The 20,696-nt window shown below is 38.8% G+C and carries 14 protein-coding genes; 6 read left to right on the top strand and 8 right to left on the bottom strand.

Annotation, left to right across the window (positions count from 1 at the left end; genetic code table 11):
• Positions 1–18: 18 nt before the first annotated feature.
• Together addA and addB are read right to left on the bottom strand one after the other, a co-directional pair.
• A complete protein-coding gene (addA, locus tag ISU02_RS19750; RefSeq protein WP_194703571.1) occupies positions 19–3,684 on the bottom strand; it encodes a helicase-exonuclease AddAB subunit AddA in 3,666 nt (1,221 codons plus the stop codon).
• A complete protein-coding gene (addB, locus tag ISU02_RS19745) occupies positions 3,677–7,036 on the bottom strand; it encodes a helicase-exonuclease AddAB subunit AddB (protein ID WP_194703570.1) in 3,360 nt (1,119 codons plus the stop codon). Before addB ends, addA begins: the two co-directional genes overlap by 8 nt.
• 112 nt (positions 7,037–7,148) lie before the next feature.
• Here addB and ISU02_RS19740 point away from each other — a divergent pair, with 112 nt between their 5' ends.
• The gene (locus ISU02_RS19740; protein WP_194703569.1) at positions 7,149–7,823 is read left to right on the top strand and encodes a TraX family protein; all 675 of its coding nucleotides are present in this window, start codon (positions 7,149–7,151) and stop codon (positions 7,821–7,823) included.
• A 59-nt stretch (positions 7,824–7,882) separates the two neighbouring features.
• On the top strand, positions 7,883–8,593 hold the full coding sequence (locus ISU02_RS19735) for a TIGR01906 family membrane protein (protein WP_194703568.1): 711 nt from the start codon (positions 7,883–7,885) through the stop codon (positions 8,591–8,593).
• Positions 8,594–8,712: 119 nt separating this feature from the next.
• On the opposite strand, the gene ISU02_RS19730 is transcribed toward ISU02_RS19735, so the two are convergent.
• Positions 8,713–9,894 carry a GGDEF domain-containing protein gene (locus tag ISU02_RS19730; protein WP_194703567.1) on the bottom strand — a complete coding sequence of 394 codons (1,182 nt, stop codon included), beginning with the start codon at positions 9,892–9,894 and terminating at the stop codon, positions 8,713–8,715.
• Positions 9,895–10,241: 347 nt separating this feature from the next.
• A complete protein-coding gene (locus tag ISU02_RS19725; RefSeq protein ID WP_194703566.1) occupies positions 10,242–10,880 on the bottom strand; it encodes a CBS domain-containing protein in 639 nt (212 codons plus the stop codon).
• A gap of 236 nt (positions 10,881–11,116) precedes the next feature.
• Here ISU02_RS19725 and htpG point away from each other — a divergent pair, with 236 nt between their 5' ends.
• Positions 11,117–13,132 carry a molecular chaperone HtpG gene (htpG, locus tag ISU02_RS19720; protein WP_207736434.1) on the top strand — a complete coding sequence of 672 codons (2,016 nt, stop codon included), beginning with the start codon at positions 11,117–11,119 and terminating at the stop codon, positions 13,130–13,132.
• A 76-nt stretch (positions 13,133–13,208) separates the two neighbouring features.
• On the opposite strand, the gene ISU02_RS19715 is transcribed toward htpG, so the two are convergent.
• Positions 13,209–13,889, bottom strand: a complete 681-nt coding sequence (locus ISU02_RS19715) for a Crp/Fnr family transcriptional regulator (protein ID WP_194703565.1) — start codon at positions 13,887–13,889, stop codon at positions 13,209–13,211.
• A gap of 238 nt (positions 13,890–14,127) precedes the next feature.
• Complete coding sequence (locus ISU02_RS19710; RefSeq protein WP_194703564.1) at positions 14,128–15,771, bottom strand: peptide ABC transporter substrate-binding protein; 1,644 nt, start codon at positions 15,769–15,771, stop codon at positions 14,128–14,130.
• 383 nt (positions 15,772–16,154) lie between these two features.
• On the opposite strand from ISU02_RS19710, the gene ISU02_RS19705 reads away from it, so the two are divergent.
• The 3 genes from ISU02_RS19705 (at position 16,155) to ISU02_RS19695 (ending at position 18,054) form a co-directional block, all read left to right on the top strand.
• A complete protein-coding gene (locus ISU02_RS19705; protein ID WP_194703563.1) occupies positions 16,155–16,907 on the top strand; it encodes a gamma-glutamyl-gamma-aminobutyrate hydrolase family protein in 753 nt (250 codons plus the stop codon).
• A gap of 116 nt (positions 16,908–17,023) precedes the next feature.
• Positions 17,024–17,368: a CidA/LrgA family protein gene (locus ISU02_RS19700; protein ID WP_194703562.1), complete on the top strand. Its 345-nt coding sequence runs from the start codon at positions 17,024–17,026 to the stop codon at positions 17,366–17,368.
• Positions 17,368–18,054, top strand: coding sequence for an LrgB family protein (locus ISU02_RS19695; RefSeq protein ID WP_194703561.1), 687 nt, complete (start codon positions 17,368–17,370; stop codon positions 18,052–18,054). The genes ISU02_RS19700 and ISU02_RS19695 overlap by 1 nt, the downstream gene beginning before the upstream one ends.
• On the opposite strand, the gene ISU02_RS19690 is transcribed toward ISU02_RS19695, so the two are convergent.
• Together ISU02_RS19690 and ISU02_RS19685 are read right to left on the bottom strand one after the other, a co-directional pair.
• Positions 18,034–18,900, bottom strand: a complete 867-nt coding sequence (locus ISU02_RS19690) for a 2-oxoacid:ferredoxin oxidoreductase subunit beta (protein ID WP_228727897.1) — start codon at positions 18,898–18,900, stop codon at positions 18,034–18,036. The two genes, ISU02_RS19695 and ISU02_RS19690, sit on opposite strands and share 21 nt — an antisense overlap.
• Before the next feature lie 11 nt (positions 18,901–18,911).
• Positions 18,912–20,582 carry a 2-oxoacid:acceptor oxidoreductase subunit alpha gene (locus tag ISU02_RS19685; protein ID WP_194703560.1) on the bottom strand — a complete coding sequence of 557 codons (1,671 nt, stop codon included), beginning with the start codon at positions 20,580–20,582 and terminating at the stop codon, positions 18,912–18,914.
• Positions 20,583–20,696 lie beyond the last annotated feature (114 nt).

Here is a 20,696-nt window from a genome sequence, read left to right as displayed (position 1 = left end):
ATTAGATCATCCTAATTTTCATATCTCAACTGCCCTATTGTAATTTAAAAAGACGATCACTTTTTGGATTACAGGTTTGTTGAGTATGGATTCAAGTGCCATTTTATAAGCATCAAGTTGTATTCTATACTGATTTGCCACTTTTTGCAAATCACAATCTCCCACAAAGTCCGTCTTATAATCGATGAGGATAATGCCCTCATCGGTTTCCAAATAGAGGTCAATAATCCCTTGTACGAGCTGTTCATTTACTTTCACAACAAATGGCGTTTCTTTAAAATGACGTTCATTTCTAATCCTTATACCCAATTCTGAGCTTAAAAATTGACCAATTTTAGAAATTTCAATGGCTTTAAACTCTTGCTCCGTCAAAAACCGTGATGTCACAAGTTCGCTTATAAATTTTTGAAGTGTCGCCTCTGTATAAACCTGAGTAAAATCAATTTTTTCGAGTACTTTATGCATTGCAGTGCCTTTTTCTGCTGGTGTCAATGGCAATTCTTCAAGTAAGAATTGAGGCGTTTGTATCAAAACAGGTGCATTGAATGCGAATTCTTTTTTCTTCAAGTCTGAGACCGCTATTTTTTGGGGTTCATAGGTCTGTTCAAATGCGGGCAATAACGTATTTAAACGCTCGAATACGCCGGCCTCATCTGGCACACGATCGCCTATTTCTCGATCTAATGCAGAATTCTGTGCGGCATCCCGCTCAGAATCTTGTACACGATCTTTTTCAAGCATTGCTTGTTGCTTCAAATTGATCCACTTTTCTATAGACTTCTGATTGGACTGTGACGATGCCTGCTCAATGGAAATCAGAGTACTCGGATCTATAATGTCGCACGCTTTTGGGTTAACACTTAGAATCCAATCTATAAAACCACCCGCTGTAAACAAGTTATAATAAGAACATCCTCTCTGCCACTTTGCAAAACGTTTCTCAGCATCTGCCACCGTGCCGAATAAATACAGGCGATCGACAGGTCTCGTCAAAGCCACATAGAGTACACGCATCTCTTCAGAAAGTGTTTCTACTTTCAATTGCTCTTTTAGGAGCAGTTGCACCAACGAAGCGGATTTAGCCCTTAAGGACACATCTACATAGGACAAGCCCATGCCAATGTGCTTATGCATGATCAAATCCCCGTGCGTATCCATCAAGTTGAATTTACGACCGAGTCCAGCAACCATAACCACAGGAAATTCCAATCCTTTTGATTTGTGGATGCTCATGAGTCGAACCACGTCATCTGTCTCACCTATACTGCTGGCAACCCCCATATCTCCGCTGTTTTTTGAAAGTTGCTCATAAAATTGCACAAATAAGGTCAAACTCACAATTTTAGAGTTTTTAAATTGTGTGGCACGTTCAATGAGCAATTTCAGATTAGCCTGTCTTGCAACACCACCCGGCATAACACTCACATAATTAAAAAATTGCGTCTCCTGTAAAATCTTTAAAATCACATCATCTATTGGATTGTAAGTTGCAAATTTACGAATGGCCTCCAACTGATTTAAAAAGAATCTCACTTTTTCCTTTAAGACCTCATTTGGATTTCCATCATCTTCCAGATCGATAAAATAATTCAATTGATCGTAAAAATATTGATCTCCAGTGCCTAGCTGACGCATATAAATGAGTTCGTCAATGGTGAACCTGTACATGGGGGATCGCAAGACAGCCATAAGCGATATATCTTGATAAGGGTTATCCAGTATTTTTAAATAGTCCATCATCAATCTGATTTCCAAGGTATCAAAGTATCCGGAATTGCTTTCTGCATAAAAGGGCACACCCTCTTCTGAAAAGACGCTGTCAAAAGTCTCCTGCCACGATCTAAAACTTCTAATCAAAATGACAATATCCTTATAGCTGCAAGTCCTCCACATTTGAGTTTTGGGAAAATAAATCGGCGTACCTATAATACGCTTAATTTCCCGTGCAATCGTTCTTGCTTCAATTTCATCTGTCTTCAAATTGCCCAAGGATACCTCATCCATCTCCGTAAGGCTGTCCTCTTCCAATGGCACCTCTATCTCACCTAGGCCTTCAGAATTCAATGGTTTTTTTGAAATGACTTTAACGGACACTGCCGGACCTTCTAGCGCCTCAAACTTGGCACCACCCACAAGATGAGCAGAATCATCATAAGTAATTTCACCGAGTCTCTCCGACATCATGTTAGAAAACAGTTTATTGACCGTCTCTAAAATCTCCGTTCTGGTTCTGAAATTCTTCTTCAAATCGATTCGAATGGCATGCATACCCTCTAATTTGGGATTGAGTTCATGTACATTTTCGACTTTATATTGTTTTAAAACTTGATCATAGGGTGCATACGTTCTAAATTTTTCTAAGAAAAGTGCAGGTTCTGCCAATCTAAACTTGTAGATGCTCTGCTTCACATCGCCAACCATGAAGATATTATTAGAACGCTTTATACGCGTTAAAATCGTCTCTTGGATACTACTTGCATCCTGATACTCATCCACGAAGATGTATTCAAATTGATTTTGATAAGTCTTTGCAATGGCATCATCCTCTAATACCTTTATGGCATAATGCTCTAAATCGTTGAAATCCAAGACGTTTTTTGAATTTTTAAGCGCCATGAAATTCGCATCAAATGCTTCGACAAGCTCTTTTAAAGTCCTTAATGCCGGGGCCAATCTTTCAAATTCTTCAAAATAGCGATCCAACGTCTTCTCTCTAAAAGGCATTGCCAGCGACTCATAAATATTTTTTTTCAGCAGTTTGTCCCGAATTTGTGTTTTAACAGTTTCCACAAGTGCTTCATCCATAGATGCCTTTTCATCTTTTTTAATACTTTTTAGTCTTGTAAACGAAAAATTGAGAATAGCCGCTTCAAGCGCTTTCACATTTTCAAGTGCAATGGCTTCATCAATTCTCTTAAACTGTGCATAATCCGATAATAAGGTCTCTTTATAGGGGAGCGGTCCACCGGGCATTTCACAGATTTCTAAGCCCTCCTCTAAAAGTTCAAAAGCACCTTCCACTTTTGTACGCGCTTGCTCTAGCAAAATTTTTTCCCAAATTTTACGCAGGGGATGAGCCTCTTGTTCATAGGCTTCTACTTGATATTCAAGCCATTTCATCGGATACGGCTGACTCATGACAAATCGATAGATTTGTTTGATCATATCCCGCAGTCTCTGATCTTCACGGTTGCCACTGTAGGCTTCCACTAGATAAATAAAAGAGGCTTCACTGGATTCATAAGCGCTTTCAAAGACGGCGTCTATGGCTTCTTCAATGAGTATGGTCCGCTCCATCTCATTGAGCATTCTAAAACTGGGATCAATACTGATCTTTTGAAAATGGCTGCGAATGATATCCATGCAAAATGCATGGAATGTCTTGATGCTAGCTCTATTGAGTACTCTGAGCTGATCTATTAAAAAGGCTTTAAGCTCTGGATCCGCTTCTGTCTCTATTGCTTTTGAAACAGCCACTTCTATACGTTCGCGCATCTCGCCAGCTGCTGCATTTGTATAAGTCACCACCAAAATACTCTGAATAGGTACCCGCTGATGAACGACAATTTTTATGATACGCTCTACGAGTACAGCAGTTTTTCCCGATCCAGCGGCAGCTGAGACGAGCATATCAGCATTTCTCAAATAGATTGCGGCTTCTTGCTCTCTGGTCCAACTAGGCATTTGATTTCTCCTTTATCTTTTGTATCACGCTCTCCTGATCGAGTTTGGGCAACACGCGATATGCATTGCCCTCAAATTTGGGATCAAATTGGCATAAGGACTGATAATCACAGGCATTACAGGCAATTCGTCCCTCAGTTTGACACGGTGATGGACTGATTTCGCCTTCAAGTAACGTCATGCCAATTTCCCTTATTTTTTCTTTAACATGATCGATCATATGATAAAAGGTGTCCAATGGCAGTACTTTAGAATCTTTTGTGAAAGCACCATCCTTTTTATAACTCACTTTCATAACCACAGATTTGCTCTCTTCCACGAGCATTCTATCCATCTTCTCTAAAATGAGAGGTTCTTCAAGTGCTATGCCATCCAGTCTCAGTTGACTCTCAATTTGCGCCTCAATGCGTTCAGAGAGTGCCTCCGCCGATTGAATCATAGGATCATCAATCTTAAAGTAAAAGATGCCACCTGGTTTTAAAGCCTCTACTCTAAAGTAATCTGGATTGTCTAAACAAGCCTTCAAGTAGACCATTAATTGCATTTGAAGCCCATGATAAATATCTGATAACGATAACGTTGTGCCCCCCGACTTGTAATCGATGATCTTGACATAGCTTGACTGTTCCGTCCTGAGTAAATCCACACGATCTATAACGCCTCTGATCATCAGTTTTTCACCGTTTGAAAGTTCTATAATCATAGGTGGGGCGCCATAGCCTTCATCTGAAAAGGCCATCTCAAAGGCAATCGGCATAAAATCCCCTTGTTTAAGTTGCTTCGTCAGCGTCCAAATGGCACGCTTAGAAACACGTTTTAATTTTTGAATCAAATATTGATATTGGAATTTCGAGCTGAAAATATCATGGTCCACCATATCTTCAACAATTTTTTCGATCATTTGGTCACATGTTTTCTGATCTAAATCCTGCCAAACTAAATTTTGATCATAGACGGTTCTCCCAAACTGTTCAAGGGCCCCATGAAATAAAATGCCCACATCAGGAAAAGTAATTTCATAATGCTTAACAGTGATCGGTTTTATGCCATAGGCGACAAAATGTTTGAAAGGACACCACATAAATTGCTCTAATCGAGATACACTTGTCTTAATCGGCATTTCATAGAGTCTATCGATCACTTTTCTATTTATTTTTTCCACGTGATTTTCAAAAGTCAAGCCTTCTAGCAATAGAGAAGCCTTGTCAGGCTCATGCTGGACATACCATTTAAAAGCAGTCTCCCAGTCTGAATGAATCCTATGCCCATCGACAGATTTTCTCATTTCAACAGCAAGATGCTTAAATGTGCCCTGAGCAGTGGCAATTGTATGAGGTTTCTGTGCCCTCTCCAAGCTAACTGTATCATGCGTTGGTTTCAACATCGGGAAAATTTTAATCAACTTCTGCATGAGATATGATGGTCTGAGTGAAGTGCCATCATTACTCGTAAGCGCATAGCTCAAATAAATGCTTTCACTAGGTCGCGTAAGTGCATTATAGATATTGTAGGTTTCCTTATCTGCAAACATCTTGCCATCCAGCAGCAAATTAAACCCTTTTTCTTTCAATTGCTCTTTTTCATACTCTGCAATGAGCTGTTGATCCCCTCCCATTTCTGGTAAGATGCCATCATTTATGCCCATTATAAATAATGCCTTTATGGGGTGGGCTCTCGATCGATCCAGTGACCCTATGAGCACTTGATTTTCATAGAGGGGCAGTAGACCAATCTCCGCATGTTCAAAACCTGTTTCAAGCAGCTCTATAACCTCATCCAAATTCAACATCTCATTTCCCAGAAGCTCTGCCGTTTGATCAAAAGTCTCAATCACAACATTCCAAATCTGTGCAAAGAGTTGAGCCGAATCATAAGCGCCGATTTCTGTAAAATGTTGAACTTCTCGATCCATAATAGCAGCGATATCATTGAGTACTAGAAACTCATAGATCATGGTTAGAAGTGCTTTCATCTCTACTTTTTTGGATGAAGATATGGACAACAGTGGCGCCAACTTTTCAAGGAGTTTTTCTCTCAACGCATTCATGTGTTCCAAGTCGTATAATCTATTGTTTTTATAGTTTTTCTTAAAATCTTTTTTATACTGGTTGCCCTGTATGCCAAACTCTATAATATAATTCTCCAAGATACCAATTTCATCCATTGAAAAGCCCAATAATCCTGTTTTGAGCATACTCATGACGTATTCTCTTTTGAAATGGCTTTGGATGGTTTTAAGGCTATTCACGATCAAATGAACTAAGGGATGCGACAAAATATTCATTTTTCGGTCTAAAAAAAACGGCACCTGATACTCTGTGAAGAGTTCTTTGATCACAAATTCATACCCTGATAAATCATTGGTTACAACTGCGATCTCTTTCCAAGCCAATCCCTTATATCTCACTAGATTGACAATATCTATCACCACGTGTTCCACTTCTGAAGTCACCGTGTTGGCTATGTGGAGTTTTATGAATTCCGTGGGTTTGACGAACCGTTCATAAGGATATACCAACAAATTTTCACTTAAGTGCCCAATTTCAGGATTCAAATACATGCCTGCCATCAAAAACTGAGCGGTTTTGATTTGATTTTGATTTGCCAACGCTACCAACTGCCTGTACAAATGCCCAGTATGCGCAAAAATGTTACTCTCCCCATAAGGCACTGTTATGGTTAAATGTTCACATAGGAGCATAAGCTGTTCTATGATCTGATACTCTATCTTAGAAAAACTATCGAATCCATCCACCCAAATTTGTGCATGCTTAAGTCTTTTAGAATTGGACATACGATCAAGCGCAAATGTGATCACATCCACAGAATCCATATAGGTTTCCGTCTTCGCCTCTTCATAAGCGCCGAGTAAGAATGCTAAATCCTTTAGCTTCAAGCTCAACAGTGCCGTTTCATCCAACTTTGAAATGGCCGTCTGTATTAAACTTGCGTCCACAAGACTGTGTTTCATTTCATCTAAAAAATCATCAAATTGATTTAGAAAGCCCCTCTTTTGACTCGCTGCTCTATAGTAAGTCAACGCCTGACTGTTTTTTTGGAAAACGCTTTTGAGTAGCATGGTTCTACCAAGTGTTGTTATCTCTTGATAAGGCGGCATTTCTACTTCATTTAACAACTTGTATATCAGGCGTTTAAAGCTCAAGACCTCAACACCTAAAAAACCACTCTTCTGCATATGATTTAGGAGTCCTTTTTCTGCTTCTAATGTGAACTGTTCCGGTACCAATAAGATCACTTTATCGGATCGTCCCGCTTGAATTGCCTTCTCAATTTCACTGTACACCATGTGTGTTTTGCCACTTTTCGCTTTGCCCATTAGAATTCTTAACATGATATTATCCTCCTAATATCAATTATAATTTTATGAAATGAATAATACAACAACTCGACGTGTCTTCTTCGAACTAAATATGTTATAATAGCCTAAAAATGAGGGGATTATCATGAAAAAATCATTTTTTTCAGCCACAGGGTTAAAATGCATTGCCATAGTGGCTATGGTTATGGATCATATTGGTGCAGAATTGTTAAATGACTTCTATTTGCTTAGAATTGTAGGTCGATTGACACTGCCCATAATGGCCTATTTTATAGCCATTGGATATGAAAAAACACATGATCTAAAACGCTATGTGGGCAGATTGCTTTTTTGGGGTGTGCTCAGTATAGTGCCCTATGCCTATTATTTCGAAAGTGACTATCAAAATGTGCTCTTTACACTTGCAGTGGGACTCGTTTTACTCTGGGCGCTGGATCAGATAAAAGCCGCTGATATTCAATGGGTTCTCATTTTTATGGTTTGCATAGCAGTGACTGTTTTTCAGTTTGACAGCTTTTTCTTAGCCATTGGGATGATTTTAATTTTCAGATATTATAGAGACCATTCGACGAAGCTCTATTTTAGCTTTACATTCCTCCTAGGGTTTTACCAAGCTTTACTGCTCTACTTGTACAAGGATTGGTCTCAACCCCATCTCTGGATTCAAAATGCTTCCATATTGGCATTACCATTACTGCACAGATACAATGGCACTCGAAGTGCTTTTAAATTTGGGTTTTATACTTTTTATCCACTTCACCTCATTGTACTACTTGGCATTAAGACCTTTCTTTTTTAATTCGTACACATCCTCAATCAGTAGACACACATTGGACTCAATATCTATCAGGAGGCAATATGAGACATCAAGCAAATGTACTGGATACCATACTTATTATTACAGTTGGCATTCTCATTTCCATTTTGACTTATCTATATGTATTTGAAGCCTATGCATTTAGTGATTCATTTTATATTAAACATTTCAAAGCACTAAAGGTGGATGAAGTTGTGGGGATTTCCACAGCGGATTTGGAAAAAGTGACCTCTGAACTCATCGATTACATCAATACAGGTGCTGGAGATCTCCATGTAACTGCAACCATCGATGGCAAGACTGTCGAATATTTTAATGCAAAAGAGCAGGCTCACTTAAATGACATCAAAAATTTAATTCGAGATGCTCGAAAGATTAGAAATAATATGCTTATAATAACTTTTGTATTGGGGCTCCTCGCCCTTTTCCGAATGTATAAAACGATAAATCGTCTCTCTAAAATCTTTCTTTCTACAGTTATTGCCAGTTTTATAACACTGATTTTATTGGGGATCTTATATGTATCCGACTTTGATATGGCATTTAGAAAATTTCACGAACTCTTATTCTACAATGATCTTTGGCTTCTGAATCCTGCCAAGGATCGCTTATTGCAGATGATGCCACTTGAATTTTTTATGACCTTCACCGTCTATTGTCTCGGGACGCTTTTTATCATTAACGCTGTCTTTCTCTCGATATACCTCGGTATTCAATGGCAATACAGACGAAAGAGTCGCATGTTTTTTTAACCCCTTAAAAAGACTAAAAAGAGCTGAATCACAATTTCTAATCCCTTTTAGAAGTTGTCATTCAGCTCTTTTATCTTTTATGAGTCATTAACGATACATCACCAATATATTAACGTTCATCACGATAATTCAAAAATAGTTTCGTCCTTCTCTTTGCATTTTTTTCGCTTCTTATCATTGTACATATTTTGATCCACCTGATGAATCAGTTCGCTATAAGTGATCTCCAAATCTGAAGTATACTCGTACAGTCCTAACGAGATATGATAATAGATCATAGAACCGCTTTTTTCATCGTGAAACATGAACACAAACGCTTCAAGCCTCTTTTGGACACTTTTAGCTTGCTCTATGTTATCAAATATAATACAGAACTCATCACCACCATATCTAAAAACGCGATTCTCTTTTCTCAAAAGGCTCTTGATAATCGCCACAAAATCGATTAACAAAGCGTCTCCAATCACATGTCCATAAGCATCGTTTACGAGCTTAAAATCATCAAGGTCTATAAATAAAATTGAAAAAGGTTTTTTTGCAACCAAATTCAATTCAACGACTTCATCAAAAAAATTGCGATTAAAGGCATTGGTCATCTTATCCACACTCAGTCTGTGATTGAGTTCTTTTGCAGTTAAATTTGTAAATATCGATCCCTGCGTCTGCAATACAAAAATACATGCCACAGTGAGTCCAACGAAACCGTATGCTTCAAAAGCAAAAATGAGCGCCAATAAAATGATGAAATAACTGAAACTATAGGTTACAAAATTTTTCAAACTTATCCGCTTAAAATGATTGGTATTATTGTAAAGGCTAATCATCAGATGCGTCAAAAAAGTATTGACCAAATTATATGCAAAGACCAATGATAGCAGGTTTATTGCAAATTCGTATGTTGGTAAAACAGTCAGTTGAGTCACAAAGTACTTAGAAAATCCAATGAGTATTATAAACTGCGATACATTAAAAAACCACTTCTCATCGAGTATGTGGTTTGATCCACCCTCTCTTTTGGCAATAATGGCCTTTCCAATGGTCTCATAGATAAGAATACCCAAATAGCATAACAGCAATGGGTTATAAAACGCTAGAAACAGCGTAAGCGGTGCCGTCAATGAATGCTTAATCGAACTTTGGTTGAGCAGATAATTTGCTTCTGAGATAATGCAAACGATTACAATCAAAATATAATTTAAATCAAACGTTGACCAAATTACAGCATGATCTAAGGCATTCACAAAAAGACCTATTGCAAAGAGCACAATAGTAAACATAAAAGGTCGATAAAATTTGTTCATTGGATCACCACCTTCCGCAGTTGCCTTGATATAACCACTTACATTATATATTTTATTTCTATATGTTTCTATAATATAAAAAATATTTTTTGAGACTTTCGAACTATTTTAGTCTAAATTCTAAATTTGATTCAAAACTTTAGTCCTATTGCGTAGGCCCCAATCCTGACTTATGTATAAATACGAGCTCATTTAATACATTGCCCCATTATCATCACGAGGATGCCATACACCTGCAACGCTTCACCACGACTACTCGATTCAAAACAAAGAGAGCTATATGCATCATCAAAAAAGACGCGTATAACTCTCTGTACCGACAACAGTATCCAAGCCAAAATAGATTTTTAATCCACTATGCCTTCGACTATTTCTCTAATCTTAAAACCCCTTTCTTCAAGTTTCTTTGCAATCACGTGAATATCCTGCCCTGTAATTCTCACCGAAATTTCTTGAATCCCCATGACCTCCGTGTCAAATAGTGCAATATTGGTGATATTGCCACCATTTTTGGAGATAATCTCTGTAATTTTAGCAAGTGTACCCTTAAAGTCATCTGTTAAAATAGATAATTTAGGATCTTTGAGACCATATACTTTTGTGATCACGCCGAAAAGCGATTTTTGTGTTAAAATGCCTATAAATTCTCCGAGTTCATTGACCACAGGCAAAAATCTAACCTTATTATTGAAGAAAATATCTGCAGCTTCTTCCACCAATAAGTTTGAATTGACACAAGCCACTCTATTGTGAATAAAATGCGCCACAGGTCTCTTTAAAAAATCATTAAAATCCAATTGTGTTTCTTTAAAGTAAGTTTCATAAATAAATTGTTTTGAAAGAAAACCTATAAAACGTCTCTCCTCTGCCACCGGCAGAGATAAAAATCCTTTTGCTTCAATCAGTTCAAGTGCTTTTTCAGCAGAATCAGTAGGGGAAAGTATGGTTAATTTGCTAACAGGCGTCATAATAGCTCTAATTCTCATCATGTATCTCCTTTCAAAAATAGTCATTTTGATATCAATTTATATATGCCCAGCTTTCTTGTATCTTAACAATTATAACATTTATTTAATTTTTAGGCTGGCAGATACGGCATATTGTTGTTAGCACTCAATATTATCGAGTGCTAATTTTTACTTGACATTTTGCGCCTAAAAGCCTATCATATTTTTAGAAAGTCTCTGTTGAGACAAAACGATTTAGAAAAAGGAGTGATTTTATGTCAATGGAAAAAGGTAGTTTATCCATTCATAGTGAAAATATTTTCCCAATTATTAAAAAATGGCTTTATTCGGATCATGATATATTTGTAAGAGAGCTTGTGTCCAACGCCAGCGACGCTATCACGAAGCTTAAGCAGCTTTCAATGATGAACGAAGCTAAAATCGAAGAAAACCCTACGTTTAAAATTGATGTGATGCTTGATGAAGCATCAAAGACGATTACCATTTCTGATAACGGCCTCGGTATGACAGATGAGGAAATAAAGAAATACATCAATCAAATTGCTTTTTCAGGTGCAGAAGATTTCCTGAATCAATATAAGGACAAATCCGATAAAGAACAAATTATTGGTCACTTTGGTTTGGGCTTTTACTCTGCATTCATGGTCGCGGAAAAAGTGGAAATTCATACGCTTTCTTATAAAAAAGATGCTCAACCAGTCATCTGGCATTGTGAAGGTGGCACTGAATTTGAGATGAAAGAAGGTACTCGCCAAACGAGAGGGACTGACATCATCTTACATGTTGGCGATGACGGTAAAGATTTCTTGAACGAATTTACTTTAAAAGAAACCCTTCAAAAGTACTGTTCTTTTATGCCTTACGAGATTTATTTTACAGTGGTCGGCAAAGCACCCGAAACAGACGAAGAAGGCCATGTGATCATAGAAGAGCCCAAACCAATCAATACGATTTTACCACTCTATGCTAAGTCGCCAAGTGATTGCACAGATGAAGAGTATAAAGAGTTCTACAGGAACACTTTCAAGGACTTTAGAGAGCCTTTATTCTGGATTCATCTCAACATGGATTATCCGTTTAACTTAAAGGGCATCTTGTATTTCCCTAAATTTAACACAGAATTCGATAGCCTCGAGGGGCAAATTAAACTCTACAACTCACAAGTATTTGTTGCGGACAACATCAAAGAAGTCATTCCAGAATTTTTATTGCTCTTGAAAGGCGTGATCGATTGCCCTGACTTACCGCTTAACGTTTCGAGAAGTTTCCTTCAAAATGATGGCTTTGTACGTAAAATTTCCAATTATATTACCAAAAAAGTGGGTGATAAGCTCAATGGCTTGTTCAAAACAGAACGCGAAACGTTTGAAGGTTTCTGGGATGATATCAATCCATTCATTAAATTTGGCGGGCTCAAAGATGAAAAATTCTTTGAGAGCATTCAAAAAATTTATCTGTTCAAAACCATATATGATAAATATGTCACACTAGATGAGTATCTCGAAAATGCTGAAGAGAAAAAGGTCTTTTATGTAACAGATCGTCTCTTGCAATCTCAGTACATCAATTTATTTAAAGCTCATGAGCTCAATGCAGTCATTTTAGAACATAGTATTGATACGGCATTTATCTCCCACATGGAAGCTAAAAACGAAGGCGTCAGCTTCACAAGAGTGGATTCGGATTTAACCGATCACATGAAGGAGTCCGATGACAGCATTGATCCAGAGCACATCAAAAAAGTTCAAAACGACTTGACTGGTGCTTTTAAATCTGCGGTGGGACTCGAAAAAGTCACACTTAAAATTGAAAATATGAAAGACGCTTCTATTGCAAGTATGATGACACTTTCTGAAGAAGCAAGAAGAATGCAAGACATGATGAAAATGTATGGTATGGGCAGCATGGGCAGTCTTGATCCGAATATGTTCAAACCTGAAACGACGTTACTGCTCAATCACAAGCATCCACTTGTGAAATATCTCATGAGTCACATAGAGTCTTACAAGGAAGTCATTGAAAAGGAAGTCCCTAATGAAGTCCCTAATACGGATTCTAAAGCGGATGAAAATAAAGATTCAGAAAATAAAGAAGCCGCTGAACCCGCTACTAAGATTGTCAAGGAAACGCACTATCATGTGGATGAAATGGGCCAACTGATCATGGAACAGCTCTATGATTTGGCACTACTTGCACATTCTCAACTCTCTCCAGATGCCATGACTCAATTCATTAAACGCAGCAACACACTTTTATCAAGGTTGATATAAAGTCACACACAGAATGGAGCTATCGCAAATCTAAGATATTAGATGAGCGATAGCTCCTTTTCTTCATGCGTTAAAATCACCAATAACTATTGATTAACGCCTTTATTTCGTCGACTTTTTCCAAAACGATATTCTTGTCACACAGGGAGATCAACCCCTTATCTTTGAGATAGTTTAATGAGCTGGTAACCGTCGGGCGACTCAACCCCAAATTGTTCGCCAGCTCTTCATGCGTATATGGACGCTTAATGACCGTTCGCTCCACAAGATCATGACCCTCTTGCATAGCTCCAATACGCAGTAAAATACTCGCCATTATGCCTATTGAATCATTAAATCTTGCATCCGCCAACTGCATCATTAACAATCGATACTTTCTTATAATAGAATGTATAAAATACCTATACACCTCTGGAGATTCCCTCAGCGATTCCTCCAGAACTGCTCTTGGGATGATGCTCAGCTCAGTCTTCTCCATTACATGAGTAATCTCACAGGTTCTCGCGCCTTCAAAATAATCCATTTCACCGAAAATAGTCCCTCTGTTCAGTCTAAAGAAAGTACGTTCATTGCCATTTTCACTGATCAATCCCTGACGACATTCACCAGAGAGAACAATATAGATATGATCTGCATCAAAGGGATCAATCAAGGTATTCTTCTTGAATTGCTTTATTGTACCCTTTGGTGCTAAGACGTCAGCAAAATATGCAGTCATACGATTTTGATAATCAGGATCAAATAACTCTTGATACATTGTACCACCTCTATTTTAAATTTTCTCTATCATATCATATCTTCAAATGGATTTCATCACCATTTGAAAGTCGAAGTATTAGATAACATCCTATTTTGATAAGAAACACCGGATACTAACAGAAGCAAAGCATGTATTTCTACAGACTTTGCTTCCATTGGGGGATATCTATATTAAAAGCATTCCGCTTCGGAAAAAGCTCTTATTAAAAAAATCTCTGCATTGAGATTGACTTTAATTATTCTATAATTTCAGCAAAGCCAAAGAACCATGATGATCTTGAGTTCATTTCCCAACCCACAACTCTATCCTTAACCATAATTGCGTTGGTATAAGTGTAAAGCGGCGCATTGATATATTGACCTTCTTCTATAGCCCCTGCCTTATATAATAAATCAAATCGATCTTTTCCTGTGGCTTCTCTCGCTTGCTCAAGTAAACTATCGTATTCAGCGTTTTCCCATTGTGCAAAGTTCATTGGCGAATCCGTTAAAAACATGCCCAGATAAGTCATAGGATCTGAATAATCCCCTTTCCAGCCGCCTCTACACACTTGAAAATTACCCGCTCTTCGTGTGTCTCCAAAAACTGCCCATTCTTGATTGGCCAAAGTAATCTCAATATTGAGGTTTTGTTTCCACATGGCTTGAATGGCTTCTGCAATTTTCTTGTGCGATTCTGCCGTGCTATACATATATTCAACAACAGGGAAACCCTCTCCGTTTGGATAACCAGCTTCCGCTAATAATTTTTGAGCTTCTTCAACCTGAGCGGTTTCGGCTAAATCAAAGTTTCCAAGTTTTTGGGAGAATATATTGCCTTCTGAATCCAACGATGTCGGTGATACGATATTTAGAGCTGGAATTTCACCACTCTTTGTCACGGTTTCGCAAAGCGCCTTTCTATCGAGTGCAAGCGAAAGAGCCTTTCTAACCCTTATATCATCAAACGGTGCTTTTCCGGTGTTAAAGACGACATAGTAGGTCCCGTCTTGAGGATAGATATAAAACGTGGGATCCTCTGCAATTAATCTTGGAATTTCCTCTGTAGGAGGTGTTTGCAATACGTCAATAGAACCGCTCTGATACGCCGTTAAAGCTGTGGACGAATCCACGATCATAAGACCTTCAATCCGATCCAGCTTAACCTTGTCAGCTTGCCAGTAATTTGGATTTTTTACCAGAACAATTTTATCGCCACCAATATAGGATTCGAGCATAAAAGGGCCATTTACAATTGAAGTCGTTGGATCAATTGCCCATAATCCATCCGCGCCTTTAGCCACGGCATCTTCTCTTACAGGAAAGAATGTGCCAAATGCTGCTAGACCTAAGAAATACGGTGTGGGTACCTTCAAAGTCACTTCAAACGTTTTATCATCAACAGCTCTGAACGAATCTACATTTGCTTCATCAAAAATCCAAGCATACTCAGATGCCGTTTCAGGGTCTAAAACCCTTGACCAAGAATAGACAAAATCATTTGCTGTGATTGCCTTGCCATCTGACCATTTAGCATCTCTAATCTTAAAAGTGTATACCAAGCCATCGTCACTTATGGTATAACTTTCAGCCATTGCAGGTTCTAATCTGCCATTGATCTCTCTCAACAAACCCTCAAACATATTATTGATGATATAGCCACCATCGGATGCTGCATTTAATCCTGGATCAATGGTCTTAGGCTCAACACCTATATTCCACACTAGCTTTTGCTCTACCTGATTAGCCTTTGGCTCTCCAGCAGTTTCAGTCGGTTCTTTGGACGCAGTTGTCTCATCAGCAGGTGCTGTCGCCTGATTTGTCGCCTTTGACGTACAGCCACTAACCATGCTGACAACCAATAGTATTATTAACAGTAAAGATAAACTCCTTTTAAACAATTTAATCCCTCCCAAAAATCTTTGAACTTGTGAAAGACGGACATTTATTGCTGACATGCCTCATAGCATATAACAAACATGAATAAATGTTCTCCAAATGCGCTCCTCTTAACACAGCTCATATTAATTGTCTTCTTCTAGTAATCTATTTGGTCTTGTTCGTAACCTGTTTTCCCGCGGTTGTTTCTATTTTATTGCACTTTAACAGAATATTCCGTCATCTCATGCTTCTTTTTTGGTAATCCAGTTCGTGAATTATTGTCGGCGATTTTTTTTTAAAACGTTGGGAGTTGACAAGCTGAAAATCTGAAATTTTAACGGATTGACTTCACACTGGCAAGTGCTATAATAGCCTTAATTACTGAATAAAGGGAGGTACAAAAATGAAACCAATCATCGGCATAGTATCCGATTATTCGCCAAACGACACCGTGGGCATACAGGCACAGATGGGACTAACCAACCAAGAATGGCAAATGCTCGCCAATGACTATGTCTATTCCATAGATGCTGCAGGAGGAATTCCAGTTATCCTACCCATTGTCGATTCCACAGAAAATATACGGTCTCTACTCTCCAGACTAGATGGTGTACTCTTCACAGGAGGATATGATATTGATCCAAGCTATTACAATCAATTGCCTTCAGAATTATTAAAGACACTGATGCCCAATCGAGATCACTATGAATTATCTTTGGCCAAAACACTCCTATCGGAAACACATCTTCCTGTTCTGGGAATTTGTCGGGGCGCTCAAGTTTTAAATGTTGCTGCAGGTGGATCGCTCTATCAAGATCTCTCTCTGCGTGAAGCTGAAACCTACCATCATCCCCTCATAACATCGCCCAGACACCATCCTGTCCACACGGCATCCATTGTGAATGATTCTATTATGTATACTGTTTTCCAGCAAGATAAGCTTAAAATCAATAGTTATCATCATCAAGCCATTGATCGCCTTGCAGATGCCTTCAGCATTTCTATGACCACTGACGATGGCGTCGTCGAAGCTTTTGAAATGGATTCCAGTCGCTACGTGGTGGGCGTACAATGGCATCCTGAAATGATGACCCAAAATGATGCTGCCTATTTGGCCATCTTCAAAGATTTTGTCAGACGCTGCACCGCACCGTGAACATTTTTTCACGATTACTTTCTGAGTTGAGTGGCTAAAGTTTTTTAATTGTAATGATTGTTTTATCTAAAACAATAGGCTATAATAAGTTTTGACTTTAATCAAAGGAGAACAAAATGGTCTATTTATTTCAATTTGCAATATTACTTTTATTCTGGTTGCTCGGAGAAGGTTTAAGTCTCCTATTGGACTCAGTTATTCTAATCCCTGGGCCAATTCTTGGGATGCTTTTGCTCTTCTTTGCCCTATCGCTTGGCATCGTTAAAGAAAAACAAATTCAAGAGACCAGTGATTTTTTGCTCAATAATATTGCCTTTTTTTTCATTCCAGCGAGTATTGGCGTTATGAGTATTTTCACTTCTCAGCTCATTGTCCTTATTATAATCGGAATTATTGCCACAATTATAACCATGATGACAACCATGTTCGTCACTCAATTTTTAACGAAGGGGGAGCGCTGATGTTAATGAACTCACCCGTTTTAGGAATGCTCCTTACAATCGTCAGTTTCCAAATAGGTTTAATGATTAAAAAGAAAACACAGTCCGATCTTGCCAATCCGCTTTTGATTGCCATGATTTTGATCATATCCTTTTTACTAATCACGCACACACCGTATAATACTTACAAAATTGGCGGCGATATGATTCACTTTTTTCTGAGTCCACTTACAGTGGCACTGGGGTTGATGCTCTACCGCCAAAGACATGTGATTGAAAAGTACTTTTTCAGTCTAATCATTGGCATTTGTTCTGGTATTTTTGCCTCTTTTTTTACGCTTAAAATATTGGGAGACTGGTTTCAATTACCACAAGAATTAATTCATTCGCTCTACCCAAAATCCATCACCACACCCATGGCTATAAGTCTCAGTGAAATGATTGGCGGCTATCCATCCATCACAGTGATCATGGTCATCATAACGGGTATTACCGGTGCATTTTTTGCACCTTTTATGCTCAAATTTTTTCCCTTCTTAAATTCAATTGCCTGTGGCATAGGCATCGGGACATCCTCTCATGCAATCGGAACTTCAAAAGCGCTTGAAATGGGAGAGACCGAAGGTGCACTCAGCGGTACAGCCATCGGTCTCTGTGGTATTTTAACGGTTATAATAGTGCCTTTTTTAATCAAATTGTTCCAATAATTTTTGAACGTCGTCTGGCGTTCTTTTTTTATGGACAAGCGGCTCATCCACATGGGGCATTCTCTCAATAAACGTTGGCTTTTCATGTTTATAAAGAATGCCAATTGGAATCCCTTCATCGCCAAACTCAAGTGCTTTTTCAAAAGCTTTCACTCTATCAGTTACATCAAATTCTGAATCCAACTTATAAACGCGTTCTTTGTACCATCTAAACGTATTAACTGCGTTAAATGAAACACAGGGTTGAAGCACATCAATTAAAGCATAGCCCTTGTGTGACATTGCTGCTTCTATGATGCTCCTGAGGTGCTCAGGATCACCTGAAAAACTTCTGGCAACAAAACTGCAATCCATACTGATGGCCAAAGCCACAGGGTTAAGTGGATCAGGCCTCATGCCATCTACCTGTAATCTCGTCTTTTGCCCAAAAGCCGTTGTTGGCGATCCCTGCCCTTTGGTGAGCCCGTAGATCTGATTATCATGTACAATATGAACAATGTCCATATTGCGTCTGATCCCATGGATAAAGTGGTTACCGCCTTCGCCATAAGTATCGCCATCGCCGGAAGTCAAAACGATCCTAAGGCTGTGGTTTGCCGCATGAGCACCCATTGCAGCCGGAAGTGCTCTACCATGCAACGTATTCAGACCATGTGCATGAATATAGTGCGGCAACTTTGCCGCTTGTCCAATGCCCGATACCATGAGCACTTCTTGAGGTGTCAACCCCAGATTATTCAAGGCTTGATTAAGGCTATCTAAAATACTAAAGTTCCCGCATCCTGGACACCATGATGTGGGATGATTCATTACAAAAGGGTTGTTTATGGTCTCTATTTTAGTCATATAATTTCACCTCATTTTCGATAGGATTCAATGATATAGCTTGAGTTAAAAGGTCTACCATCATATTTATTGATGCTCTTGTCAAACGTAATACCCGTTTCCATGCGAAGTATTTTACCAAATTGATTATAGGCATTGCCCTCTACGTTGATCAACTTCACATTTGCTTTCAGATAGTCTTTAAAGACATCTGACTTGATTGGAAACACATCAGAAAAAGCCAACATTGCAACAGATTCACCTTGATCATTAAGTGCGTCTACGGCATCTTTAAGTGCACCAAATGTAGAGCCCCAGCAGACGAACAACGTTTTATAGGCTTCAGCCCCATAAAAGTGCGGTGCATTGAGTTCCTCTTTAATGGCTTCAATACGTCTGATCATCTTATTTTTAAGTGCAATCGTCATCTGTTCATCCTCAGTCACACTGCCATACTCATCATGAACATGTGAATCGGTCATTACTAATGTTTGATCATCTATGCCGGGATATTTTCTACCGCCAAAAACTTGATTAAAATCATAGCGTTTATAATCTTTCTGTACAGCTTCCATTAGATGACGTTCTATTTTGAGCGTATTGGTTTTAAATCTTGGAACGGTCTGAGTTGAATCCGCTAAAAATTGATCTGTGAGTATAATAACAGGGACTTGATATTTTTCCGCTAAGTTGAAAGCCCTAAAAGTAGTGTAGAAAGCATCTTCCACGGTTAAAGGCGCCAAAACAATTCTCGCAAATTCACCTTGGGATGCGCTCACGACGAAAGCGAGGTCAGCTTGCTCAGTTCGCGTTGGAAGCCCTGTTGCTGGTCCTGGTCTTTGAACATTGCAGACGACAAGCGGCACTTCACTCACAGCCGCAAATCCAAGTGCCTCCACCATTAGAGCAAATCCGCCGCCAGAAGTTCCCGTCATGGCTCTGACGCCATTGGATGCCGCACCTATTGCTGCCATCATTGCCGCAATTTCATCTTCTGCCTGCTCCACAATAAGTCCCATTTCACGTTCATGTGCTGCCAAATAAGTCATTATGCCAGTGGATGGCGCCATTGGATAAGCGCTATAAAATCCAAGTCCTGACGCAATTGCCCCTAGAGCCACAGCTTGATTGCCATTTACCAAAATATGTGCTTCTTTACTCGAAGTCTTTAACGCTATCATCGCGCCCTCTAAAAGATCGTAGCCATAAGTACTCGCAGCTAAATTCGTTTGATTCACCTCTTCTGACCACTTATTAAGACGTAGGCCGTTGAGCATTTCCCTTTCCAAGCCCAGTTTTTTAATCACTACACCTATGGCACACATGCTAAAGGCATTTTTTGAATTTGAAACTGACTTAAGGGGCTCTTGTTCTATCCAAAAAACATTTTCAACTTGATCCATTGAGTTTTTTTTCAATTGATCGCTGGCTATAATTATACCGTCGCGCTTGATCATCATCTGACTTTTATCAAAAGCTTCTTGATTTAATGCAATATAAATATCCGCATGCTCTTCGCATGAATTAATCATTTCAATGCCCAAAGTAATTGTGGCATAATTAAACCCACCTCTTACTCTGGACATATAGTTTTTATAAGAGAGTACAAAAAAACCTTCTCTCTTGAGCATTCTTTCAAGAAAGAGTTCAGAGGTGTTGATACCACCACCTGCAGCTCCCGCTATCATTATTGTTTTTTTCATAATAACCTCCATTCCGCCGCTACCGCTGGCGGCACAAATAGTAATGAAAAAATGGTGTGCGGTTTTCACCATTCTGATATTATTAGACTAAGGAGAAGATTACACTACAAAGCA

Origin of the sequence: Fusibacter ferrireducens (genome assembly GCF_015352425.1) — a bacterium.
Classification (GTDB): domain Bacteria; phylum Bacillota; class Clostridia; order Peptostreptococcales; family Acidaminobacteraceae; genus Fusibacter_A; species Fusibacter_A ferrireducens.
The sequence above is the reverse complement of the archived record's forward strand: the minus strand, read 5'-3'. Positions and strand labels throughout refer to the sequence as shown.